The 24656-nt window shown below is 39.2% G+C and carries 26 protein-coding genes; 13 read left to right on the forward strand and 13 right to left on the reverse strand.

Annotated features, from left to right (window positions below; all coding sequences use genetic code 11):
• Nucleotides 1-236 precede the first annotated feature (236 nt).
• Nucleotides 237-1061: a M23 family metallopeptidase gene (locus EXE30_RS01470; protein WP_130160886.1), complete on the forward strand. Its 825-nt coding sequence runs from the start codon at nt 237-239 to the stop codon at nt 1059-1061.
• Nucleotides 1062-1234: 173 nt separating this feature from the next.
• Complete coding sequence (locus tag EXE30_RS01475; protein ID WP_130160887.1) at nt 1235-2113, forward strand: M23 family metallopeptidase; 879 nt, start codon at nt 1235-1237, stop codon at nt 2111-2113.
• Nucleotides 2114-2167: 54 nt separating this feature from the next.
• Here the strand turns inward: EXE30_RS01475 and serA are convergent, their stop codons facing one another.
• Nucleotides 2168-3400 carry a phosphoglycerate dehydrogenase gene (gene serA, locus EXE30_RS01480; protein ID WP_130160888.1) on the reverse strand — a complete coding sequence of 411 codons (1233 nt, stop codon included), beginning with the start codon at nt 3398-3400 and terminating at the stop codon, nt 2168-2170.
• Nucleotides 3401-3762: 362 nt separating this feature from the next.
• Between serA and EXE30_RS01485 the strand changes: the two genes are divergently transcribed.
• The gene (locus EXE30_RS01485; RefSeq protein ID WP_130160889.1) at nt 3763-5172 is read left to right on the forward strand and encodes an FAD-binding oxidoreductase; all 1410 of its coding nucleotides are present in this window, start codon (nt 3763-3765) and stop codon (nt 5170-5172) included.
• A 75-nt stretch (nt 5173-5247) separates the two neighbouring features.
• On the forward strand, nt 5248-5565 hold the full coding sequence (locus EXE30_RS01490; protein ID WP_130160890.1) for a hypothetical protein: 318 nt from the start codon (nt 5248-5250) through the stop codon (nt 5563-5565).
• Between the two features lie 15 nt (nt 5566-5580).
• Here the strand turns inward: EXE30_RS01490 and EXE30_RS01495 are convergent, their stop codons facing one another.
• Nucleotides 5581-6369: a xanthine permease gene (locus tag EXE30_RS01495; protein ID WP_130160891.1), complete on the reverse strand. Its 789-nt coding sequence runs from the start codon at nt 6367-6369 to the stop codon at nt 5581-5583.
• A 136-nt stretch (nt 6370-6505) separates the two neighbouring features.
• Here EXE30_RS01495 and EXE30_RS01500 point away from each other — a divergent pair, with 136 nt between their 5' ends.
• A complete protein-coding gene (locus EXE30_RS01500; RefSeq protein ID WP_130160892.1) occupies nt 6506-7270 on the forward strand; it encodes a nucleotidyltransferase domain-containing protein in 765 nt (254 codons plus the stop codon).
• A gap of 274 nt (nt 7271-7544) precedes the next feature.
• Here EXE30_RS01500 and EXE30_RS01505 read toward each other — a convergent pair whose 3' ends face one another.
• The gene (locus tag EXE30_RS01505) at nt 7545-7850 is read right to left on the reverse strand and encodes a putative quinol monooxygenase (protein ID WP_130160893.1); all 306 of its coding nucleotides are present in this window, start codon (nt 7848-7850) and stop codon (nt 7545-7547) included.
• Nucleotides 7851-7862: 12 nt separating this feature from the next.
• The gene (locus EXE30_RS01510; RefSeq protein ID WP_130160894.1) at nt 7863-8453 is read right to left on the reverse strand and encodes an NAD(P)H-dependent oxidoreductase; all 591 of its coding nucleotides are present in this window, start codon (nt 8451-8453) and stop codon (nt 7863-7865) included.
• Between the two features lie 216 nt (nt 8454-8669).
• Between EXE30_RS01510 and EXE30_RS01515 the strand changes: the two genes are divergently transcribed.
• Together EXE30_RS01515 and craA are read left to right on the forward strand one after the other, a co-directional pair.
• Nucleotides 8670-9041, forward strand: a complete 372-nt coding sequence (locus tag EXE30_RS01515) for a hypothetical protein (RefSeq protein WP_130160895.1) — start codon at nt 8670-8672, stop codon at nt 9039-9041.
• A gap of 343 nt (nt 9042-9384) precedes the next feature.
• Nucleotides 9385-10614: a chloramphenicol efflux MFS transporter CraA gene (gene craA, locus EXE30_RS01520; protein WP_407641620.1), complete on the forward strand. Its 1230-nt coding sequence runs from the start codon at nt 9385-9387 to the stop codon at nt 10612-10614.
• Between the two features lie 21 nt (nt 10615-10635).
• On the opposite strand, the gene yccS is transcribed toward craA, so the two are convergent.
• On the reverse strand, nt 10636-12789 hold the full coding sequence (gene yccS, locus EXE30_RS01525) for a YccS family putative transporter (RefSeq protein ID WP_130160896.1): 2154 nt from the start codon (nt 12787-12789) through the stop codon (nt 10636-10638).
• Nucleotides 12790-13022: 233 nt separating this feature from the next.
• A complete protein-coding gene (locus EXE30_RS01530) occupies nt 13023-14117 on the reverse strand; it encodes an AI-2E family transporter (protein WP_165382352.1) in 1095 nt (364 codons plus the stop codon).
• Nucleotides 14118-14566: 449 nt separating this feature from the next.
• On the opposite strand from EXE30_RS01530, the gene EXE30_RS01535 reads away from it, so the two are divergent.
• Entirely contained in the window at nt 14567-14860 is a 294-nt protein-coding gene (locus tag EXE30_RS01535; RefSeq protein WP_407641621.1) for a hypothetical protein, read from the forward strand.
• Between the two features lie 73 nt (nt 14861-14933).
• Here the strand turns inward: EXE30_RS01535 and EXE30_RS01540 are convergent, their stop codons facing one another.
• Nucleotides 14934-15578, reverse strand: a complete 645-nt coding sequence (locus tag EXE30_RS01540) for a ParA family protein (RefSeq protein ID WP_130160899.1) — start codon at nt 15576-15578, stop codon at nt 14934-14936.
• A 127-nt stretch (nt 15579-15705) separates the two neighbouring features.
• Here EXE30_RS01540 and EXE30_RS01545 point away from each other — a divergent pair, with 127 nt between their 5' ends.
• Nucleotides 15706-16173: a Holliday junction resolvase-like protein gene (locus tag EXE30_RS01545; protein ID WP_121928886.1), complete on the forward strand. Its 468-nt coding sequence runs from the start codon at nt 15706-15708 to the stop codon at nt 16171-16173.
• Between the two features lie 186 nt (nt 16174-16359).
• Nucleotides 16360-16923: a hypothetical protein gene (locus tag EXE30_RS01550; protein WP_121928885.1), complete on the forward strand. Its 564-nt coding sequence runs from the start codon at nt 16360-16362 to the stop codon at nt 16921-16923.
• A gap of 106 nt (nt 16924-17029) precedes the next feature.
• Here the strand turns inward: EXE30_RS01550 and EXE30_RS01555 are convergent, their stop codons facing one another.
• The gene (locus EXE30_RS01555) at nt 17030-17584 is read right to left on the reverse strand and encodes a hypothetical protein (protein ID WP_130160900.1); all 555 of its coding nucleotides are present in this window, start codon (nt 17582-17584) and stop codon (nt 17030-17032) included.
• An 11-nt stretch (nt 17585-17595) separates the two neighbouring features.
• Nucleotides 17596-18375 carry a class I SAM-dependent methyltransferase gene (locus tag EXE30_RS01560; protein ID WP_130160901.1) on the reverse strand — a complete coding sequence of 260 codons (780 nt, stop codon included), beginning with the start codon at nt 18373-18375 and terminating at the stop codon, nt 17596-17598.
• 120 nt (nt 18376-18495) lie between these two features.
• On the opposite strand from EXE30_RS01560, the gene EXE30_RS01565 reads away from it, so the two are divergent.
• The gene (locus tag EXE30_RS01565) at nt 18496-19767 is read left to right on the forward strand and encodes a hypothetical protein (RefSeq protein WP_130160902.1); all 1272 of its coding nucleotides are present in this window, start codon (nt 18496-18498) and stop codon (nt 19765-19767) included.
• A gap of 71 nt (nt 19768-19838) precedes the next feature.
• On the opposite strand, the gene EXE30_RS16135 is transcribed toward EXE30_RS01565, so the two are convergent.
• Nucleotides 19839-20588 (reverse strand): hypothetical protein, encoded by a 750-nt coding sequence (locus EXE30_RS16135; RefSeq protein ID WP_130160903.1) that lies wholly within the window; start codon nt 20586-20588, stop codon nt 19839-19841.
• A 587-nt stretch (nt 20589-21175) separates the two neighbouring features.
• Between EXE30_RS16135 and EXE30_RS01575 the strand changes: the two genes are divergently transcribed.
• Nucleotides 21176-21484, forward strand: a complete 309-nt coding sequence (locus tag EXE30_RS01575; protein WP_130160904.1) for a hypothetical protein — start codon at nt 21176-21178, stop codon at nt 21482-21484.
• Nucleotides 21485-21556: 72 nt separating this feature from the next.
• Entirely contained in the window at nt 21557-22903 is a 1347-nt protein-coding gene (locus tag EXE30_RS01580) for a S8 family peptidase (protein ID WP_130160905.1), read from the forward strand.
• Between the two features lie 100 nt (nt 22904-23003).
• Here the strand turns inward: EXE30_RS01580 and EXE30_RS01585 are convergent, their stop codons facing one another.
• The 3 genes from EXE30_RS01585 to EXE30_RS01595 form a co-directional block, all read right to left on the reverse strand.
• Nucleotides 23004-23450 carry a hypothetical protein gene (locus EXE30_RS01585; RefSeq protein WP_130160906.1) on the reverse strand — a complete coding sequence of 149 codons (447 nt, stop codon included), beginning with the start codon at nt 23448-23450 and terminating at the stop codon, nt 23004-23006.
• Between the two features lie 36 nt (nt 23451-23486).
• Nucleotides 23487-23912, reverse strand: a complete 426-nt coding sequence (locus tag EXE30_RS01590) for a hypothetical protein (RefSeq protein WP_130160907.1) — start codon at nt 23910-23912, stop codon at nt 23487-23489.
• 276 nt (nt 23913-24188) lie between these two features.
• A complete protein-coding gene (locus EXE30_RS01595; RefSeq protein WP_130160908.1) occupies nt 24189-24599 on the reverse strand; it encodes a hypothetical protein in 411 nt (136 codons plus the stop codon).
• Nucleotides 24600-24656: the final 57 nt, after the last annotated feature.

Here is a 24656-nt window from a genome sequence, read left to right on the forward strand (position 1 = left end):
AGATTTGCCCCTCAGTAAGTGCTAAGAAATGTGAGTGGGGTATTCTTTTATCACAGGGAAAAGGGCTGTTAATCGTGTGAATTGTAGTTTGAATAGATGCAGCTCGTCAGATTCAAACACAAAATTTGTCATTTGTTTGCTATAAAATTTTGGGGCAATAAAGACCCCGGACATCGCAATTAAAACGCTAAAAATGATAATGCTTTAAATGAAATAATAATTACGGAGACAATAAAATGTTAAAACTGAAACGTGCTTTTGCCATTGGTATAATGTCATTAGTTCCTTTTGCCGCTTACGCTGCACCAGCCTTCAAAGCCCCTTTCGCTTGCGGACAAACGTGGAGCTATAGCACTTACTCAGGTCATAATTATAATGCCTTAGACTGGGTGCGTTGGGATAATGGACCTACTTCAGGCGCCGCTGTACTGGCTTCAGCGGGGGGAACGGTATCAGTCAGTTCTGTTGGTTGGAATGGTGGTGCTGGAAATATGGTGGTGATCAATCATGGGAATGGCTGGTCGACTCATTATTTTCATTTGAATAGCATTAATGTCAATGTCGGTGCTTCGATTGGTCAGGGCCATCAAATTGGTACGGTAGGAAGTACAGGGCAAAGTACGGGTGCGCATTTACACTTTGAACAACGTCTCAATAACTCCGCGCAAAGCATCGTCATCAATGGCAAGTCACTGGCACCGTATCCATACAGTTACGGTCAAAAAGCTTTGACCAGTGATAATGGTTGTAGTGGTACAACACCGCCACCTCCACCGACTGGAAATAAATATTGGGTAGATACATGGGGGGATGCCAATGGACGCTCTAGTCCGGGCGGTACAGTGACTGGAACTTTATACAAAGGTACGCATTATACTTACTGTAAAGTTTGGGGACCAAAAATTCAAAATGCCACAGGAACACAATGGAATCATTGGTGGTTGAAAACAGACTTAGATGTGGGGCCAACCAATCAATGGGTTTCAGCATTTATGCTGTCACGCTGGGGCAATGATGAGGCAAAAGACAATAATGGTACTGTGATTCCAAACTGTCCTTAAGCGTTAAACAATCTGACTAAGATCAAACATGTCGTTCAAATGAACGGCATGTCGATAAAAAATAAAAAAACTGATCAATAAATCTCTTTCATGAATATTTAGCCGCTTTATATTTCTTCCACTCGGAAAAACAAAGCGGGTTTAAGAAAGCAGTCTAATAAGGATAATAAACGATGTTTGAAATACAATTCCCGCCAATAATCACCAGTGTTATTTTAAAAAATAGATATAAAACCATCGCCTGTGCAGTGCTTGCAATGTTCTCAACCCATACTTTTTCTGCTGATCCATTACCGAATCGTCCTGCCTTTAAACTGCCTTTTCCATGTGGTGCACAAATCGAATTAAAAACCTATCAAGGACATGGTCCAGACGATAAAAAAATCGATATGTATCGTATGGGGATGTTCACAGGTAGCCCAATTACTGCATCGGCTGATGGTTTGGTCCATCAGGCTTTTTACCCCGGTGGGATCGAAATTCGGCATGGCAATGGTTGGTTTACGACATATATGCACATGAGTAGCCATGTGCCTGTGGGTAGTAATGTGAAGCAGGGTGATGTGGTGGGTTATATGGGAGATGTAGGCTCACCCGGTATTCCTCACTTACATTATGAACAATTATATGCACCCGGTCTGAATGATGCAGGCAGCCAACATATTGTGAACCCAGTACTTCAAGGAGAATGGTTATATATGGTACCAAACTCACCTTTAGTCAGAACCAGTGCTAACTGTCCGAATACAACACCGCCACCTCCACCGACTGGCAATAAATATTGGGTAGATACGTGGGGCGATGCCAATGGTCGTTCTAGCCCAGGAGGTACGGTTACTGGAACGCTGTATAAAGGCACGAGTTATGTTTACTGTAAGGTGTGGGGACCAAAAGTTCAGAATGCGACAGGCGCACAATGGAATCATTGGTGGTTAAAAACAGACTTAGATGTAGGCCCAACCAATCAATGGGTGTCTGCATTTATGCTGTCGCGTTGGGGCAATGATCAAGCCAAAGACAATAATGGGGTGGTGATTCCCAACTGTCCTTAAGACGTAGCAAAAAAAATCACAGCCAAAGCTGTGATTTTTTTAAGTCAGCGTGTTTTAGAACAATACGCGAACTCGGATGGTACCTTCAACTTGACTTAAGGTATCAAGTGCTTCTTGAGAAGCGGATGCATCGACATCCATTACAAGGTAGCCGATATCACCTTTGGTCATTAAAGACTGACCAGAAATGTTGATGCCTTGTTCTGCAAACAAGGTATTAATTTTTGATAACACACCCGGAACGTTTTTATGGATGTGAAGCAAACGGTGTTGGCCATCAGAAAGTGGCAATGCGATTTCTGGGAAGTTCACCGCAGAAAGTGTCATACCTTTATCTGAGTAAGCAACGAATTTTTCAGCAACTTCTAAACCAATGTTCGCTTGCGCTTCCATGGTAGAACCACCCACATGTGGGGTTAGAATTACGTTGTCTAAACCACGAAGTGGGGAAATAAATTCTTCGCCATTGGCTTTTGGTTCTTTCGGGAATACGTCAACGGCTGCACCAGCAATGTGACCCGATTTAATCGCATCTGCTAAATCTTCAATAATGACACAGGTACCACGTGCTGCATTGATAAAGATTGAACCTTGTTTCATTTTCGAAAACTGTTCTTTCTTGAAGAAGTTACGCGTTGATGGAACATCTGGCACATGTAAAGAAACCACATCAGCAGTCGCTAAAAGCTCATCTAAAGAGCCGACTTGACGTGCATTTCCTAAAGGTAATTTTGTCACAGCATCAAAATAGATCACTTTCATACCCAAGCTTTCTGCTAAAACAGAAAGTTGAGAACCGATTGAACCGTAACCGACGATACCTAAAGTCTTACCACGTGTTTCAAAAGAACCTACCGCAGACTTATTCCATCCACCTAGATGTGTATCTTTTGATTTTTCAGGAACGCGACGAAGTAATAGAATTGCTTCAGCAAGTACCAATTCTGCGACCGAACGTGTATTTGAATAAGGTGCGTTGAAAACAGGGATACCGCGCGACATCGCTGCTTTTAAATCGACTTGGTTGGTACCGATACAGAAACAACCTACCGCAATCAACTTATTCGCTGCTTCAAAGATTTCTTCAGTCAATTGAGTACGCGAACGAATACCAATAAAGTGAGCATCCTTGACCGCTGCTTTTAAAGCATCGCCTTCGAGTGCAGTTTTGTGATAATCGATATTGGTATAACCCGCAGCGTTTAAAGTATCGATGGCATTTTGATGAACGCCCTCTAACAATAGAAAACGGATTTTATCTTTAGGGAGTGATAGATGTTGGCTCATAACGGCTCTACGCTATATCAGGTCGAATTTAAATCGCCGTATCATACCATATTTGATCAAAATGAGGGCGATTACATTTCAAATTAGGGCATGGAAATAGTGATCATTTTCCATGGAAATGTTGACTGATTTTCAGGAGATAGCGGTTGTGATGACACTATCTTGACGCAAAGCTTTATCCCTTGCTTGCTTCTATGTAAAATGTATCTATCTGATGGACAAACCTAATTATCAATGGGTTTGCGCTGTTCTGTAAAGTTTCTATATTTTTGGATAATTCAAATATCTTTTTTTAAGATGTTGAAAAATATTATGTTGTCATCCAAAAGCCCTATATTTACTTCTTGCTAGGCCTGTAAACGATGAATGCTTCAGTCGCTTTAACCCCTGAGTTATTAACCCAATTAACAGCAATTGTGGGTGAAAACCGTATTAAAACCGATGCGGATAGTTTGGAAAATTGGGGACGAGATCATACTAAACATTTTGATCCGAACCCATCAGTCATCGTTTTTCCATCAAGCACTGAACAGGTTCAGGCGGTTGTAAAGCTTGCTAATCAGTTTAATGTGGCGATTACGCCGTCAGGTGGGCGAACTGGGCTTTCAGCAGGTGCAGTGGCAGCCAACGGTGAGATTGTGATTAGCTTTGACAAGATGAACCAAATCTTGGAGTTCTTCCCAGCCGATCGTATGGTGCGGGTTCAAGCTGGTGTGGTCACTGAACAGTTGCAGAACTATGCAGAACAACAAGGGATGTATTATCCAGTTGATTTTGCCTCAACAGGCTCAAGCCAAATCGGCGGCAATATCGGAACCAATGCAGGCGGCATTAAAGTTATCAAATACGGTATGACCCGAAACTGGGTGCTTGGTCTGACTGTGGTGACAGGTAAGGGCGATATTCTTCGTATCAATAAAGGTATGATTAAAAATGCCACGGGTTATGCTTTACAACATTTATTCATTGGTGGTGAGGGAACGCTTGGTTTAGTCACTGAAGCTGAGATTAAGTTGGAACGTCAACCACAAAACCTGCAAGTGATGGTATTGGGTACACCTGACTTTGAAGCGGTGATGCCAGTATTACATGCCTTCCAAAAAGAAATCGACTTAACCGCGTTTGAGTTCTTTGGTGAAGTCGCAATGCAAAAAGTTTTGGATCGCGGTCATGTACAGCGTCCATTTGAAACGCAATGCCCATTCTATGTATTACTCGAATTTGAAGCGCCATATGAGCCAATCATGGATAAAGCCATGCAGATTTTCGAGCATTGCATGGAACAGGGTTGGGTCATTGATGGTGTGATGAGCCAAAGTCTAGATCAAGCGCAAAGCTTATGGCGTTTGCGTGAAGATATTTCAGAGTCAATCGCGCCATTTATTCCTTATAAAAATGATATTTCAGTGCTGATTACGCATGTACCTGCATTTATCAAAGAAATTGATGCAATTGTTGCAGACAATTATCCAGACTTTGAAATCTGTTGGTTTGGTCATATTGGTGACGGGAACTTGCACTTAAATATTTTAAAACCTGAGAATCTCACTAAAGATGAGTTTTTTGCCAAGTGTCAGGTGGTGAATAAATACGTGTTTGAGACTGTGAAAAAATATGATGGTTCAATCTCTGCCGAGCATGGTGTGGGCATGACCAAGAAACCATATTTGGAATATTCTCGTTCGCCTGAAGAAATTGAATATATGAAAGCATTGAAATTGGCATTTGATCCGAATGGGATTATGAACCCTGGGAAATTATTTGATCTTTAATGCTTGATTAGATAAAAGAAGTTCTGTTAAAAGCGTATCTAAAGATGCGCTTTTTTTATTGTTAGGAAAGAGTGAATGATAGAAAAACAAATGATTTGTCAGGGATATATATGCTTGCATCGAAAAGATATAGCGGGTGACTATGTATATTATGATACTAGGGGGGAGAATGAATATATAAGTATGGTTTTGTTTATAAAAATAGAAGATTCAACTCATATGATACGCTTATATTTGAAAGATGAAGAAAAGAAAATCTTGGATGAATTTTTGGTTTGTGAAATCGTATTTGGAAAAATTTTAGATCAAATTGTTTTGATGAAAAATTATTTAATTAAAGACTTTCAAGGTAAAGAAATAGGAACCGCTTATATAACAGAAATTAGAGAGTAAACAGCAATAAAAGATCTATTCTCTATACGCTTTCCAACCCGTCAAAATATGATAAATCAGTGGCAAAAGACATACCGAGAAGAAGCCACAAATCGCAACCACCCACACAGGTAAATCACGTGGATTGCCTAAAAAGAAATAAGCAAAAACCGAATAAGACAACATCGTAAACATTGCCATAGTACCTAATGGAATCGTAACTCTAAAAATAAGCAGATTGGCAAACTTGCGATATGGTGCCATATCCCGATTCAAACCATATGCAATAATCATGACTAAGATATAGCCCATAACAAACAGCATAAATAGGGTTGCGGCAAATAGGAGTCCCGTTCGCCAACTCTTTTCTTGTACGGTTAGATCCCCAGCTCCATAAACAACTGTAATATGATCCCCCACCACAGGAGTATCCCCAGAACGAACTGAATTATCTAAGGTCAAAATTCTGTTTTGATCATCTTTGAATTGGACCTGAGCGGTATGCATTAAGGTCTGGGTTTTATATTTACGTCCATTGGAATCAGTATGTTCAGTATCAACCCATTCAGAGGTATAACTCACTACCGTTGCATCATAGCTTGGTTTGGTCGCTAAACCATAGACGGCTTGTGAAACCCAATAGGTAAAGGGGAAGAATAAAGAACTAATGCTAAAAACAACCACGAATAAATAACTAAATTCAAGCTTGCTGCTTTCACGATTATTGGCTAAACGCTTGAGCCAAAATTTTGTCAGAACAAAAGACCAAACACTCAAGATCGCAACGACTACTAAGAAAACCTGTCCTGCATAAGTCAGTTGCATGAATGATCCTATTTGTTATATTGAATAGACATTGATTTTATCAAATGGTTATCTTTTTAAAATCAAATGAATTAGAACAGTAAAAAATATTATTGTCTCTCGCAAGTCTTAATTTTTAAATCATGAAGTAATACAAATGAACATCCATCACGAAATCGAAAAACTATTTCAACAACGTCAAGACATTCCACTTTTTTATATTGAAAGTGGTAGCCGTTTATGGGGTATGGCAAGCCCTGACAGCGACTATGATGTACGTGGTTTTCATTTACCCAGTAAAGACCAATATTTTGATTATAAAAAATACAGGGATCTAATCGAAATCATGGATGGGGATTTTGATTTCGTTTCATATGATCTCGATAAAATGTTTGGGCTATTGGCTAAAAGTAACCCCACGGTTTTGGAGTGGGTAAGAGCCCATATTGTGTATTTTAATGTCTTTCCAGAATGGCAAACGTTTCGAGATGGATTGCTAGAGCGAATCGATTATAGTGCGCTGTATCACCACTACTTATCGCTGGCGAAAGGTGGGATGAAAGTGATGCAAACCGCAGAAAACTTTACTTATAAAAAAGTATTTTATTCGATTCGTGGTTTGATGTCGGCAGAGTTGGCAACCCAAGAAGTGATGCCAGAATTATTGATCACTGATTTATTTGCACAAGTTGATTCAAATGATCCATTGCGTCACTGGGCGGAAGATTATTTAGAAATTAAAAAGCAGCAGAAAGAAAAAGCCAAACTTCCAGAAGTGGAACAAGCAGCGATTCTTCATTTATTGGAAACCAAGATTGAGAAATTAGCTGCTAAAGAAATGCAAAAAGCTGATCGTCGAGAGGGCTTAGAGCGTTATTTAACGGAGTATAGTCGCCATTTGAAGCAGTATTATTATCAGTAAAATCATTTGCTTATATTTTTCTATGTCTTGACGGAGTCGTATTGTGTTCTCATTCATATTCAAGATTAGCCTTCGGCTGGAGTTACTTTGGTTTTGCCCAGATGAGAAGCAACGCTTCGCAAGAAAGGCATTGTCATCTGCAAAACCTGTTCATTTCTTGCATTAATTAAAATTTATCGCAGAAACAGTATCTTCTTGAAATCACGCAGGTTGCAGATGACATTACCGAGTATCATATATTTTATGAGGATTTGATAAATAACCAATCTTTGTTCTAAATTCCACTTTCCAAAATACGCACTTTCACATCAGTTACATGGTCTTTGGTCGCCTCAAAATGTTGCTGCATATGTGCCGTTTGCATATGCGCTTCAAGATGAGCTGTGCTTTCCCATTGCTCCAACATCACAATGCTATTTTCATCCTGTGTCTGCATTTCAATCGTAGGTAGATGATCAATCAATGATGCATAACCATGACAACCATCTTCAGTCAGTACAGTTGGAATAATTTTTTCAAAAGCAGCTTGGCGATGTTCAGCAGCTTGATGAGTACGGATTTCAGCAATAATCGTCAACATATCATTTCTCTCTTAATTCGTGTTCGTAAAAAACTGATCTAAATGGACTTTGTACGCTTCGAGATAACTGGGAACATTTGGCATTTTGATTACGTCATTCACGATAAAAGTTGGCAGGGATTCCATACCCAAGAATTGATTGGCTTTGTGAAAAGCTAAATAAACCCCATCAACCCCAACGCCATGAAAGAATTGATGAGGATCTGTAAACGCTTCCATTGGGGCATTCCATGTTAAAGACAACATGTATTTCTTGCCCTGAATCAAACCACCTGAACCATATTTTTTAGAAGCATCCGAACGACTACGCCCATCGTTGGCATAGAGTGAACCATGACCAATGGTAAATACATCATCAATGTATTTCTTCATGGTCCATGGTGCACCCATCCACCAGCCCGGCATTTGATAGATCACCACATCTGCCCATAAGTATTTTTCAATTTCGGCTTGTATATCATAGTCACTGTCAGTGCGTGTCACTTGTACGGCATGACCAAGCGTTTTTAAATATGCTTCAGAAAAGTCAGTTAAAGTGTCATTGAGCTCACCATTTGAATGAGCAAATTGCTTGGCACCATTAATAATTAAAATATTGCTCATTGAATAACTCGAACATAGATTGCTAAAACTTGACGGCATTTTAGGAAATCTATTCATGAGTAAAAATGTGTAAATCAGCAAAAGACTCTTGATCAAAAATCAATAGTTGAGCTGATCAACAGAGGATTTCATTTGCAAGTTATATACATACTTGTGCTGTACGATTTGTTGTGGGGCGTTAATATGAATAAGCAGTGTTGTGATGGAAGATTAAAAATGCATAAAATTTGGATGGTTTTAGGATGTATTCTATTTTTAACTGCTTGCAATCAGCCAATTGCGCAGTCTCAACAACAAGCTGCAGTTCAAAAAAGTACAGCCATGTATGCTGTCTTATTGGATCATCCGACTTTATTAGATGACGAAACAAATTTAAAGATCGATCAACAATTTAATAGCGCAGAAAATCCAAGCGAGGCAGCAATTACGGTTGAACAAGCGCAACTGGATGATTCAGTGATTGCCGTTCGAACCGAATATCAATTAAAACGCGATCAAGCAGTTTGGAAAGTTGTGAATAAGAAACAAAGTTATCAATGCGCTAGAGGGGAGAACACTGCGACATTCCAGTTTGATTTATGTCCATAACACTAAAAATTGAATGAAAGATCAGCAAAGCTGTGGATAACTTGATTGTTATTCACATATTAAAACAGTTGCTCAAATTGCGGTCATTTTTAAAAAGTGCTAAAGTTGCGTCTGGCAATTTTGCCAAAAGGTAAAACATTTACCAAGCTCACGTAAATAGATTGTTTTTCTTATATATACACCTAGTGAATACGGTGTTTTCACATTTATTACATGCGCTCTCACAGCATGAAAATCAAAATTTAATTTAAATCTAAACCATAAAATCGTGTGGTGATGATCCTATTTTCTTTGTATGGAAATGGGACGCACCCGAATTGGTTGTTTTTGTGAATAGAACATGATGACGAATAATCAAAATATGACGTTAAACCGTATAACGCTCATGTTTCCTTTAGCTTTAGTGCTATTTGAGTTTGCGGTTTATATTGGTAATGACTTGATACAGCCTGCAATGCTGTCGATTGCCGAACAATTTGGTGTCAGTGCAACATGGGCCCCTTCGTCGATGTCATTCTATTTGTTGGGTGGTGCCAGTGTGGCTTGGCTGCTTGGACCACTTTCAGATCGACTTGGGCGTAAAACAGTATTATTGGCTGGTGTGGCATTCTTTACGATCTGCTGTTTGTTGATTTTACTGACACATAATATTGAACAATTCTTGGCCTTGCGTTTCTTACAAGGCATTGGTTTGACTGTCATTTCTGCGGTTGGTTATGCCGCAATTCAAGAAACATTTGAAGAACGAGATGCCATTAAAGTCATGGCACTGATGGCAAATATTTCATTATTAGCACCTTTGCTTGGTCCGGTACTCGGTGCATTTCTAATTGAACATATTTCTTGGCATTGGGGCTTTGTCGGCATCGCCGCTATTTCATTCTTGAGTTGGTTTGGTCTGAAGAAATTTATGCCTTCGCAACAGCAAAGTAGAGTGAAACAACCCTTTAGTTATATGTTTGATGACTTTAAAAAGGTGTTTACCAATCGCCATTTCTTGGGTTTAAGCCTTGCTCTACCACTGGTGGCGATGCCCTTGATGCTATGGATTGCCTTATCACCGATTATTTTGGTGGATGAGTTGAAACTGAGCAGCATGCAATATGGTTTGGCACAGTTTCCGATATTCTTTGGTTTGATTGCGGGCAATATTGTCTTGATCAAAGTGATGGATCGTTTTGCTTTAGGTAAAACCATTTTGGTGGGTTTACCCATCATGTTATTTGGGACGTTGTTCTTATTGCTTGGCGTGATTTGGCCGATCTATTTGGTGCCATGTTTATTGATCGGCATGACTTTGATCAGTTTTGGTGAAGGGATTAGCTTCTCCGTGATGTATCGTTTTGCCTTAATGTCTTCAGAAGTATCGAAAGGTACGGTTGCAGCCGCAGTGTCGATGATCATGATGATGAGTTTCTTTGTCATTATTGAACTGGTACGAGTACTTTATACACATTTCCACATTTGGGCTTTTGCACTCGCGAGTGTAGCTTTGATTGGCTTATGGTTTGCTCAACCGCGCGCTGCGTTGAAACAGGTGATGCAAACACGTCAGCAACAAGGAATAAATTAGAATCGATGAAATGTCAGTTGATTACTGAATTTCAAGTTCTAGAAGTTTATTTTTCAACATCACCAGTTCAGTGAGGGTCTCGAGTAATAGACTCATTTGCTTTAACAGCAATTGATTTTGCTCAGAGACCTGACCTTGTGAATTTAAGTGCTGAATTTTGATTAATATGTCTTCAATCTGTTGATTTGGAATTGGCTGTTGTTGTTGAATCAAGATGTGTTTGATTAATTCGGCACTTTGATCTAACAGCGCCAAAATATGTTGATCTTGAATTTGAATACGTTGATGGCCGAGAGCAGAAACGTAGCTCAATTGACTATGACTATAAACCAAGTAACGAAATGCATAATGGATGAGTTCTTGATTGGGCTGGGGTTCGGTACTGAGACTCGAAATCATATTTGACAGTTCGATCTGGGCATTATGTGCCGCACGACGTGCTTTACGATATTCAAGATCGTTGGAACGTCCTTGGTGATATTGTTGGATGACTGCATCCAAATAATTCATAGTGGCTTGGCTACTTTTACGTATATTTTCAGGGATATTACGAAAGTTCCAGTCGGGCCAAATCAAGTTCACTGCCAACCATGCAATAGCACAGCCGATGAGCGTATCGATAATCCTCGGTAAAATAATGCTAAAACCAGCACCTTTTAAATTAAAAATCAATAAAACCATCAGTGTTGCCATCACCGTGGCAAGTGCATATTTCTTTTGGCGTAAATAGAAGAAATACACGCCGCTAATCACGGTAATCACCAGTTGTCCTTCAATACTGGGTACAAAATAAAGTACGGGTATGCCTAACAGCACACCTAATAACGTGCCGATGGTTCTGAGTTTTAGCCGACTTTTAGTTGCGAAGTAAGTGATCTGACACACAAACAAGCTGGTCAGTAAAATCCAATAGCCATTTTTTGCAAAAGGCAGTAAGGAAATTGCATAACCCACGGCAAAGACGATCGCTAAACGAACGGCATGACGAAATAAGGCCGACTGTGGACTGAGATGTTGTTTTATTTTTAAGAAGAAATCCTGAAAACCCTGAATATCTTCATCAAGCAAGTTCAAGTGTGCCTGTTGTTGCTGTGGGGAGAGTGTTTCGATTTTTTGCTTGAATTGCAGTTGAGCGAATTGCTCATGAATACTTTTTAAATTATTGAGAATGAGTTCTAAATTTTTAACCTCAAGATTATGGGGATGCTGAACGATCCAATCTTTCATGGATGCTTCCAGATTTTCCAGTGCCGCATCTGCCCGTTGACTGTTTTGGTAGGGTGTTTTATGCAGTAGTGACTGGCTGAGCTTTTGGCAGGCTGTGGCCTGTAAAAACATATTTTTTTGGATACGGAAAATTAAATCACTACGGCTAAAATTCTGATGAATTTTTTCATAATGCAAATAATTAGACGTTACTTGTTCATGGATATCTTGGGCAAAATAATACAAGTTTAGCCAATAGATACTGGTGTTATTGATGCGGGAAGACTTGAGTCGAGAAAGTAAAGATTGCTTGGCCTGATTGAGACTATTCACCACCTGAGCATTTTTTTGTGAGAGTTTAAACAGTAGTTCTTCAACATTCTGCACATTGTCAGGATCAAACAGCTTGGCTTTGATTTGTAAGAGTTCTCCTATTTCTTTAAAAATAGTCGAAATTTTTTCTTGTAGTGGCAGTGTGGGACGAATGATAAAAAATAAGATCGAAGTAAAACCGTACCACAGTGCACCACAAACAAAATAACTGGGTTGCTGATACCAATGTGGATAATCTCCCAACCCAAACATGGTGTAGATGGAAAGTAAAATCGTGCCAAAAGAAATTGTGGCGTAGCGTTGTCCCAAAGCTCCCATTAGTACAAAAGCAGCACTGGATAGACTCAAATAAACGATGAACCAGAATTTATAAGGCGCGAGAAAGGCTAAGATTGTACTGACCGTAAAGAACAATACACAGACATAAAACAAGTTTCGAAGTCGGATACTTAGCCGGTCGTCAAAGTCAGTCAGGGCTGCTGCAATTGCACCTAATGTGACAGGCACAATAAATTGACTTAGGCTCAATCCATGCAGTAATAGCGTTGTGCCGATTAAAACAATAAAAATTTGTAGGCAATACAGCAGAATTGAATTCGATCTAAAGCGATTGAAGAGCAGATAAAGACTGTTCATGATTATTTTTCTTCAATTTGTTTAGGTTTTATCATACAAACAAATTTTCCTTATAAAAATATTGTTTGATCAATGAGGCATATCATTTTTTGCATCCAGATTGAGTTGATCTTTCATATATTAAGAACAAGCAAAATCTGTGCACAGTTATTGTTTTAAATATTTGTAAAGGGAAAATAAGTGAATTTTCAAGCAAACTGTGGATATCTTTTAAGATACCCACAGTCTTTTAACTATTTCGTATCAGGCGGTGCTTCAAGTGCTGCAACGGGTTCTTCCACATTTTCATGTAGCCATTCACGCCATATCGCCAATAACACGGCCAAAATTACAGGACCAATAAATAAACCGACTAAACCAAAGCTGGCGACACCGCCAAGTACACCAAACATAATCAATATGAATGGAATCTGAGTTGCACCTGAGATCACCAGTGGTCGGATCACATTATCCGCACTACTGACGATCAGTACGCCCCATACGATGACACCAATTGCTTCAACGGTTTGACCTTGAGAAAATAACCATAGCCCGACACCTAAATATGAGATAGGCGTACCAAATGGAATTAGGGCTAAAAAGAAGGTCACAATCGTCAGTAACATAGGATTTGGTACACCTGCGACGAAGTAACTTAAACCCGCCAAAAGTGCTTGCGCAACCGCAGTTAAACCAACGCCGTAAACAACAGCACGTGTCGTTTCTGAGATGGTTTGTAGATAATGGTGGACACGTGGTCCAATGACCATTTCTAAAGCACGACTGACTTGTGCCAATATCGTTTGTCCGTCACGATAGAAAAAGAAAAGGGTCATGAGGGCAAATGTCAGTTTGACCAAATTACGGCTAATTTCACTTAAAACAAAACGACCATAACTTAAATGGCTTTGAATCCATTCCGCGATATTTTTTGCAATGCTATTGGGATCGCTACTTAATTCGTTCAATGTATGACTAATATCTCCACCAATAATCGGCAGGTTCTTAATAAAATCAGGGATCTGAACATGCCCAGAAAAAAGTTGTTTTTGTAAATTAAAATATAAATTACGACCTTCAAGTTGCAGCATAAAGATCGCGAAAATAAATGGGACTCCAATCACCAGAATCACCAAACTAATCATAATCGTGGCATTCAGTGTGGGACGATGTTCACCAAAAAATCGACGTTGTACCCATAGATAAACAGGCCAAGTCATATAAGCAATAATCGCCGCCCAAAGAACAGGCACAATAAAGTATTTGAGAATATTAAATCCCAAAAACAGTAAGACAAAGAATAGACCAAACAGCAAAACGCGTTGTAATACGGGAGCGTATTGTTGCACCATAGTTTTCTCTAGTGCTGGAAATTGAATAGATTCATATTAACTGAAAAATGTACCCAGTAAAATTTTCATTCGGTAATTTCACGTTTAAATATCTCGATGGAATGAGCGTTATAAATCTGATGGCATGCTCTGTTTGGGTATTTTTAGGATTGAATGGCAGATTATGAGCAGTATTAAAGTTTTATAAAAGATTTACTCAAGATGTAATGCCTAAATATAACTGTTAACCATCGCAACATTCGCTATCTACTTTAATACACGAGTTGGTAAAGAGTTACAAAGCAGGTTGCTATATTGAACTCATACATCCATAAAGTAATTTAAGGAGCAGCTCGATGAAACACTCAAATAATCACAACAATTCATCTTCAGAAGTAGATCAAGATCTTCATTTAAAACGAAATAAAACCGATGCCACAAAGCCTGATGTTGCAGAAGTTGACTTAATGAGTAGCGATAAACTTAGTTATCAGCAAGTGGAAGGTCTGACGAATAGTGATGATCTACAGGAGGAAATGAAAAACGCAGATATTCCTAAAAATCCTGAAAATGCATTACAGGAAGAAGGCGCGGAACGTGAACATGCAATACAGTCAAATGATGGTAGCCACGGCAATGAGAAAATCCGTAAAGCTGTTGAAAACTTGGATAGCGATGAAATGAGGCATAACTTGAAAGATGAGGGCGATGACACAGATCAACCTAGTCAAAATCCTGCACCTTTCATCACGCCTAAATAAATATCAATTTAAACCCACAACGATTGATATAAATGCTTCAAACCTTGTTCCAGTCATTGTGGAACAGGGTGATTTAAAACCATTCGCTAGGATCATCGACCAACTGATTTAAAACAGGCTGCCATTGGTTTTGAATCAGCACAAAATTCTTCTGTGGCTTATCAAAAATACTTAAACCTTGCATTGCCAACGTACCATATGCACTACGTTCAGAAATCCAAGCGACAGGAGGGTGCTCGATTTTGGTAAAGAAGTTCTGAATATCTTTGGAGCTGGCACTGTTTGCTTTGACGCGGTTAGCGATCAGTAAAATCTGGACTTTACCTTTACGAATCCGTTTGATCTCTTGTAAATGTTTGAGAAAACGGCGAGTACTATCGATATCAAAGAACGAAGGCTGTATAGGTGTCACAATGGCATGTGCTTCACTGACTAATTGTTCAGCATGATCACCCGAAAGTGCCCCAGGCGCATCAATGATCAAATAATCAAGATTCTTAGGCGCGTCGCCAATTGATTTTTCATGTCGCCAATCAAGACTTTGGATTTCAGTGACCGTTTCTGGACGTTGTTTTAACCATTGTAATGAAGATTTTTGGTTGTCCGCATCTGCTAAAGCAACCTTATACCCTTTTTGTGATAATGCTGTGGCAAGGGTGATCGCAGTCATGGTTTTACCACAACCACCTTTTTGATTTGCGATTAATATTGTCTTCATGAACTCTTTTTTAACAGGTCTCTTATATTCAATCATACCTTAGCATCTTTTTGAGAAGAGTGCGTGACACATGACAAAAGTTTAATGTTGCAGTTAAATAGCACGGCAATAGATAAGGAACATTTTTATGTCAATTTGGCTTGCAATGCTAATTGGTGGGTGTATCGGCGTGGTGCTGACCACCATTATTTTGTCTCATAGTCGTAATGGGCGTATTCAAGCGGAGTATGAGAGATACATTGCTGAACTTGAGTTAGAACATAAACAAGCGTTGTTAGATGCGCAGAAGCGTAGTGTGAACACCAGTCGTGCAGTGTTGAAAGGAAAAATGGCAGAGCAGTTTGCACCGATTTTACCTGAGTTTCGATATTTACCCAGTGATGCCAAGTTTTTAGGTGATCCGGTCGATTATGTGGTGTTTGATGGGTATACCGATTTTCGAGATGGCGATGGTGAAGCCGAAGATATTGAAGTGATCTTACTCGATATTAAAAGCGGTGGTGCGCGTCTGAGCAAAGGTCAGCAGGCGATTGCACAAGCAATTAGTGAGGGGCGGGTTAGGTTCGAAACCCTGCGGATTGACTTTACGGAATAGTCATCGTTTAGGCGGGTTTTATATCAGGTATGGGGGATACAAAAGTAGAGGTCGCAAATGGCACAAAAAGATGACCAAAATGAAGCTGATTGTTACTAAAAAAAGCAACTTCATTCATGGTCTAGGCATACTATGAAAGGAATGATGTTCTAAGATTTTAGTCATTTTTTTGAGGATGATCGAGCCATGAACAAACGTCTTTGGATCAGTTTATGCATGGTTGCTGCAATGGGGCAAACACATGCATCAACCAATCAGGCAGAATATAATATTGCCAATGGTTTATCGCCTGTTGTGAAATATCAGTCCATTTCGGTATTAAAACCGTTTGATGGGAATTTTCGTATACTCGGTTCAAAAGTTTATCACGATGATGAACAAGCGAAGTTTTCTCCCATTGATTATGCAGTCAGTTTAGATTTGTTTGCTGATCCAGAGATTGCACGGACCATTTCAGTACGTCAGTATGATCGCTACTTAAATTGGAATATGAAAAAATTACCCGTACCACCTGATCAAGCATTAAAAATGGTGTCAAATATGCACATCATTCCTGCTAACCCTGAAATCGCAAAACAAATTAAGCAGGTCAAGCGTGGTGATTTGGTCAACTTAAAAGGTGAGTTGGTTGAGGTGCGTGATAAAGATCTGGTTTGGACATCCTCTTTGACACCTGGCGGTGTAGGCGATGGCGCTTGTGAATTATTTCGCGTGAATTCGATTGAATGGGTCGAGAGACAGAAGATCTAAAGTTTTGATTTGATCAATAATATAGCCCGCTCTTTTATAAAAAGGAGCGGGCATTTTATTACCGAAATATGGATAACGCTTTATTTAGTTTGACGCTTACTTGCACTTAGCTCTTTGGTGCTTGTGAACTTTTCCAATGATGCAATTGGCTTTGTGCATGTAGATAACCATTTAATTGCTCGACTTGCTTGCTCGAATTTTGAGATGGATTGGAAAAACGACTTTGATCTAAAACCTTGGCTTGATTGTCCCAATAATCGTAAAGCAACCCTTGAATATAGCGACCTTGTTCAGTTTTGAGTTCCAAGTCTTTCAACATATTGAGGGCAGATCGGATATTGTCTTTTTGACGCTGCTGTTCAAACTCTGCTGTTAAAGTGCCATCTTGTTTCATTTTCGCCAATTCAATTTCCATACTATCGGTCATCTCGGTAAAGCGTTGGTCATATTCATCCAAGATTGCAATATCATGCGCATCATCTGTAGTCGTTGGAAATTGCTTAATTGGCATTGGATTGAGTTGACCAATTGCATCCTTGGCTGAATTGGTTTGACCTTCATTTTGCGTCGTTGGCTCTTGGTCTTTATTACATGCACTGAGCATCAAGGCTGAGCCCAAAATGCAGCCCATAGCAAATGTTGTTTTAAATTTAGCTTTCATAAATAAACTCATTAATTCGATATTTTCTGAAAATGATAGGCATAAGTGACATAAGGAAAATCTATCTGATCTTGCGCAGTTAATCCCGTAAAATCAAATACAATTTGTTCGAACTTGGTTTTGAGTTGTTGTTGATCGATTGGTGCTAGGGCTGCGATAAAACTGGTAGAGAGCAGGCGTTTACTCACCACTTGTTCGACTGTACCGCGATGCATCAATTGAAAGGTTTGTACGTCGATGGGTTTAAACAAATTCTGACCGTCAAAAACCTGCTTCCATTTCCCACTGTGATAACGTGGGCTATCTCCTTCAAATGGTGCAATTTCATCAGCTAACGCTTTCACCCAATTGACCTCAATGTCTCGCTGATTCCAAATCAAGCCGACATGCCCCGATGGGGTTAATACGCGATGCATTTCAGTCAGACCCTCAAGATTCGAGAACCAATGAAAAGACTGTGCGCAGACAATCGCATCAATCGACTGATCGCTTAGGGGAAGTTGATCACTGGATGCCTCTATACATTCAATGTTGGGATGGCTGTGTTGGAGTTGTTGCAACATTTCCAAGATAGGCTCGACTGCGATCACTTTTGCTTGTGTCTGAATCAAGTAAGGTAAGAATTTGCCAGTCCCAGATCCGAGGTCAACAACAGTTGAATTTTCACCTATTTGGAGTCGATCTTGCAGCCAAATGACTGTTTCTTGTGGGTAACTGGGTCGAACTTGCTGGTAGAGTTTAGCCCCTAAACTAAAGCCTTTTTGTGCAGCAGGATGTAAGGATTGTGTCATTTTTTGCGCTTTTTAATCTGCTTGATCTCTATAAAATAAGATACTCCGCAATTAAGGATTGGCAAAGCCATCATTTGATGACTTGTTGATTCACACCTAGGAATATTTTTCAGTGTGAGCATGGATAAACAAATAATATTTGAAGATGATCATATTCGCGTTATTTTTTTAAAAGGTTCAAGTGACACGTTAGTGGTTTCGTTTGGCGATTTGATTAGTCGCGCTAAAGGCATGTCCATTAATGCTGAAAAATCATTAATAAAATATCAATACAACGTCATCGGCATTATGCCGAAGCAGAAGACATGGTTTCCTAAAAGCAGCATGCTTGCCATGCAGCAACAGATTCAACCGATCTTGCAGCAATTTAAACAGATTGTTGGCTATGGTGGCTCGATGGGTGGTTATGCTGCGATTAAATATTCAAATTTATTGAATATGCAAAAAATCGTGGCTTTTGTTCCACAATACTCAATTGACCCAGATGTAGTGCAAGACCGTCGTTATGCTGAATTTTTTGATGCATCGATTCATCAAAATATGCAGATTCAACCGGATGAAGTCGATCCAGCACGTGAATACATTATTGTCTATGATCCTTATTATGCCGAAGATAAAGAGCATTTTTTAAAGATTCAGCCGTTGTTGCCAAAGATGCATGTGATTCATTTGCCTTTTACAGGGCATGAGGCACTCTCTGTGCTGGCAAGTTCAGAACTTTTAAATGATTTCGTTGAAAAGCCATTTGATATCACCTATTTCTATCGACGTGTTCGAGAGGTCAAAAAGCAAAGTAAGTTTTATTATCGCCATGTGTTGGATGCTTTATTGCACCGACATCATCATGCTTTATTAAAAATACTGGAAAATAATGACTTGCAATTGGATGAGCGTTATTTTGATGCAACCATAAAGCAAAAACTGGTGCAGCAATTATTTAAGCTTAAACAAGGAACTGAACAGAACCTACATAAGTTGGGTGCACTTCCGCATTTTGTGCAACATGCTGAGGCTTTAACTCCGAATGTCAGAACGGCTCAGCAACAGTTTGTGGTTTTCAATTTAGTGAGCTTGAAACTCGAAAGTTATGCGGCAGATATTATTGCTGGAAATCATCAGTATCTTTTGCCTTTAAAGGTTCAGCCGAATACTTTGGTCGAACTTGATTTGAATAATGATCGCTACTTACTGACCATGAATGATCGCGGTATTCATAAGTTGATTCCCGTTGGCGAACCATTACCTTTAGATCAGTCACCATTGGTTTTTAAACAGTATGCTGATTTTTGTAGTGTGAGCTATAAGCAATTGACTTTATGTTGTGGTGCTGAAGGTTTGAGTCATTTTATCGAAAATAATGCGGATGAGCAGACCAAGCTATACTGCTGTTGAGCCAAATATGTATGCAATAAAAAAAGCCTTTTGAACGTTCAAAAGGCTTTTTTGTGGTGAATATTTAGAGATCAGTTTACGCCAACTTTCGCATTGGTGTTTACATTGGCATTTACACCTAATGCTTTAACACCAACATTTGCGCCAGCTTCGGCATTTGCATCTGCTTTTTTCCCTTTAATGCGGTCAAGAAATTTTACTTTCTTTTCAGTCGCATTATTCTTTGCTTCAGCATTCGCTGATTGTTTAGCTTCAATACGTGCTTTTACTTCAGCTGTTTTTTCGGCAGAAATTGCTTTACCGTCAGCACCATGATTTTCATGAGCTGATTTTCTTGCTTCGATGCGCTCTTTGACATTCGCTGTTTTCTCAGCGGCTAAAGTTCTCCCATCAACAGCTTTATCTACGACATAGTCTTTCGAGTTTTTAACAGCTGCACCAGTGGTATGTGCGGCTTTTGCTGTTTTATCCGCTGCAAAGGTTTTACCATCAACAGCTTTATCTACCGCGTAGTCTTTAGAGTTCTTAATCGCAGTACCCGTGGTATGAACAACGTTTGAGCCAACATTCGCAGCCGTACCAACGGTTTTTTGAGTTGCATTTACACCCGTGTTCACAGCTGCATGGCCAACGTTATGAGCTGCATGACCTACACCCTGAGCCGTGTTCTTTACTGCACCTGTAACGCCTTTCATTAAGCCGTTAGACTGTACAGAAACTTGTGCTGAGCCACTTGCATTTGCGCCGACGTTTTGTGCAAAGACAGAGGCAGAAGCAAGAATACTTGTTGTCACGATAGCAGTTTTGATCATTTTTTTCATATTGCGGTTTCCTTAAGCGATGTACCGTATTGGGGCACTTCATAAACGCAGTTGCATCATAACGAGGAAAAATCAAAAAAGTGTGATTATCAGCAAAACTTTACAAGCAGATTACAGCGACAAAACACTTGGGGGAGGAATTGTGGAGAGGGGTTATTAAACTAAATATGTGAATAATATCGTTTTTAATTATAAATAAAAATAAGCTTCTTGATTGGTAAATGATCAATCATAAGACCAATATGCTTTTTAAGGGCATCTCATTGATAAATTATTGAGCCAAATATCGGGTTTAAATTATCTCAACTAAATGTGGCATTTTTATTGCTTGGTCTAAAAGTTCGAAAAATTTATTATGGTTTTTCATGAAACTCAGTTGTCTTTATAGAAAACTTTCCATCTCTGAAATGATTCTACATCGAGTAATGGCTGTCTAAAAGTTAAGCACAATGAGGGGTTTTTATGTACAATTCTGATGGGTGGTAAAACATGAAAATTAATGTGAATATTATAGTCAATAAATATTATTTTTTAGATGATTCAAACAAAATCTTGCGATAAGCAGTAAAAAAAATTGGAGCATATGAATGAAAAAGATCGCGGCATTTTTACTTTTATTGATTGGAGTGGGCGCGATCGTGCTTTATTTCCAGCCATCTGACCCTTTAACGTCTTCCGAAGATCTGTATATCCATCAGATGAAAGATGAATATCTTGAAGTAATTCCAAAATCACTAAACAAAGAGGAGAACAACGGCACAGAAATCACCACAACTTTATTGAATCAATCTGAACAGTCGAATGAAGAGGCTCAATTTTATAACACCAAAAGTGATCCTGCGATTCAACCGATAGATCCAGAGAAAGATCCTGCGAATGAAATTAAAACGCTTTAATCGTTTAGTGGACTTTACCCAAGACCACTAGAGATTCAAATGTTCTTTATCAGAGAACAATGGAGATAGAAATTGAAAAATAAAACGTTATTATTATTAAGCTTATGTATTTTATATAGTACGAACTCTTCTGCTGCAGCTTTAAATGCAACTCAGTTAAAGCAACAGTTGAGTTCAACCGCAGTAGCCAAAGTTGCCCAAGGAAAAATTGATCTAAATGCCTTGGTGAGCAATGAATCCAATGATTTACTGATTGAATATGAGACGAACTTTTCTCATATATCGCCAAGCCTTGAAAAGCGGAGTTATATTGCTGAAGGCAAAACACAGTTTAAAAATAAGTTTGCCAAAGCATCAGGTTTTCAAACTTTACGTGAGTTTAATGGGCTGCCTTTAGGTTTATATCGCATCCAAGATCGTGCAACATTAGCAAAGGTTTTAAATGATCCATTGGTGAAAGGGGTTTATCCAAACCGTAAAAACTCACCAACTACGATGCAAAGTCTTCCTTTAATTAACCAACCCCAAGCTGAAGCGAATGGCTTTACAGGGGATGGATCTAGTGTGGTGGTGATTGATACAGGCGTAAATTATAAACATGCTGATTTTGGCTGTACCGCAGTCAATACCCCTGCATCGACTTGTCGGGTGGTGTATTCCTTTGATAGTGCGCCCGATGACGGCAGCTTAGATGATGATGGACATGGCAGTAATGTTTCAGCGATTGTCGCCAAAGTTGCGACTAAAACCAAAATCATTGGCATCGATGCATTTAGAAAGGTTAGATATCAAGGGCAATGGGTGAGTACTGCCTATGATAGCGATATCCTCGCAGGCATTAATTGGGCGGTAAATAATGCTCAAGCTTATAACATTAAAGCGATTAATATGAGTTTAGGTGTATCTGGGGTGAAATATACATCTGAATGTCAAAACAGTAGTTATGCCACTGCTTTCGCCAATGCACGAGCAGCAGGTGTTGCTCCTGTGGTTGCTTCGGGTAACGATGGATTTGCAGATGGGATATCTTCACCTGCTTGTGTTGCGGGTGCGGTGCGTGTAGGCGCTGTCTACGATAGCAATCTGGGAAATATGGCATGGAGTAATTGTACAGATCGAACCACGACTGCTGACAAAGTGACTTGTTTTAGTAATGGGGGTTCATTGGTCACTTTACTTGCACCAGGCGCATTGATTACTGCAGGTGGTGAAACTCAAGGGGGGACTTCACAAGCTGCACCACATGTGGCAGGGGCGATTGCATTGTTGCGTGCCAATAGTGTGAGTCCGACAGAAAGCATTGATCAAACCATTAATCGTTTGAAAGTAACCGGCAAACCAGTTACTGATACGCGAACTGGCTTGGTATTTCCACGTATTGATGTGTTGGCTGCGAGCAGTGGCTTATCATCAAATTGAGTTGATTTTTTATAGTTTAAATTGACCCAAAGCGTGTTTAAAAGTGCCATAACTCGTTGCAAATAGTGATATCTGCAACGAGTTTTTATTTAAGAAGTAATTAGTGACATTGAGCTAAGCTGCTTTGGTTAAAATGGCTTTTTAACTTGTTAAAGTTACTTTTTACGTCGGTATTTTGAATATCAAATATGGTGACTTTGCGAGTATTTTGATCTAACTCAGGTTTCTGAGTCGTGTTATTAACTGGACTGTTAGGCGTGTAGTGAAAGGTTTCCGAAAATGCACGATTGAGTTTATCTTTTCTAAAGTCCCAAGTCTCAGTACTTTCACCACCTTCTAAGTAACCTGTAAATTTGATCACGCAACGGTCTTTGTATTTACTTAGCGTTGCAATATTAGTTTTTGTATCGGGTAGCGCATCAATATTTTCAACTTGTTCCAATTGCGTTATGGGAAATACGGTTTGAGTTGGTGTAAGCGAACATGCAGTGAACCCAATACTGCTTGCTATGGTCAATAGGGTTATTTTGAATGGCTTGTTAATCATTATTTGATGCATTCCTATAAGTTCTATTTAATCGTATTAATTGGATGATGGCGAGCTTAGATCAGCGGGCTCAATTGGTACATTTCCATCATTTGTACCCACTACAGCATCTTTAGTGTCTTGCCATTTCTTTGCAGTATAAGTTTTTGCTTTCTCAGTTTGTTCTTGAACAATGACGGACTGTTCAGCACTATATTCTTTGGTACTTTTCCATTTTTCACCGATTTTTTGTGATGTGTTTTCAGATGCACCTTGAATCGAATCACCTAGGTTCTGCATGCCTTTGCCTGCTTTATAGAGCAAAACACGCGCTAAGTTTGGATTATCTCCATAAGGTTTAGCATTGGATTGGGTTTCACTCGATGTATGTGTTGGTGTCGTGGTTGTTGTATCCGTTGCCCAGAGTGAAGATGATGCAATCAATGTAGTGGCGAAACATAAAACTTTTACTTTGTTCATCATCTTTTCTTTCCTTTGAGCGATCTCATTGCAATAAAGTTTTATAGCTTATCGTTCGGTAGAAGAAAAGAGTGGGGATGATGTGAAATTGATACAGTTATGTATAAAGGATGAATTTCTAGTTGGAAAGAATAAAGGCGTCTATACAAGAAGTCTTTATTGAATCGTAAGTTAATATTTAACCTTGTCATACATGTATTCTACCATTGTTCCTGCAAATAAAAGCTCAAGCTCTTATTGCACAAAGTTAAGTAAATTTAGGAAGCATTAGTGTTTTAATTATTGGATCCTTACAACTTTTTCAACACGGTCTGATGAATCATAGATAACCTGAATAACGACATTATCACCTCTAGTTGCTGATTCAGGAATTGATAATTTATCTATTAGTGGTTCAAACTTTATGTAGCCTGCCATTAATCCATTGTAGAGTGCTTGTCCATATCGTTTGGATGCGCTGCCTCTTTTGTAAAATATAAAAGTGTCGACCCGTTTATCACCGATTAATTTGCTTGAGTTTGGTGTAACCACTTTGCTAATAAATTCACTTCGAGCCATTCCAATAGCAATAGGATTTTGTATATTTTGATTATGTTCTATCTCAGGCTGCGCTTTGGAACTAGGATTTAAATTACAACCAGTTTGTACCATAGATAGTAGGAGAAGAAATGATAGAGCGTATTTATTCATATGCTTATAAGTCTATTCAAAAGAAAATAAATAAAAACCCGCTTCTAAAAGCGGGTT

The organism is Acinetobacter halotolerans, assembly GCF_004208515.1.
Lineage (GTDB): Bacteria > Pseudomonadota > Gammaproteobacteria > Pseudomonadales > Moraxellaceae > Acinetobacter > Acinetobacter halotolerans.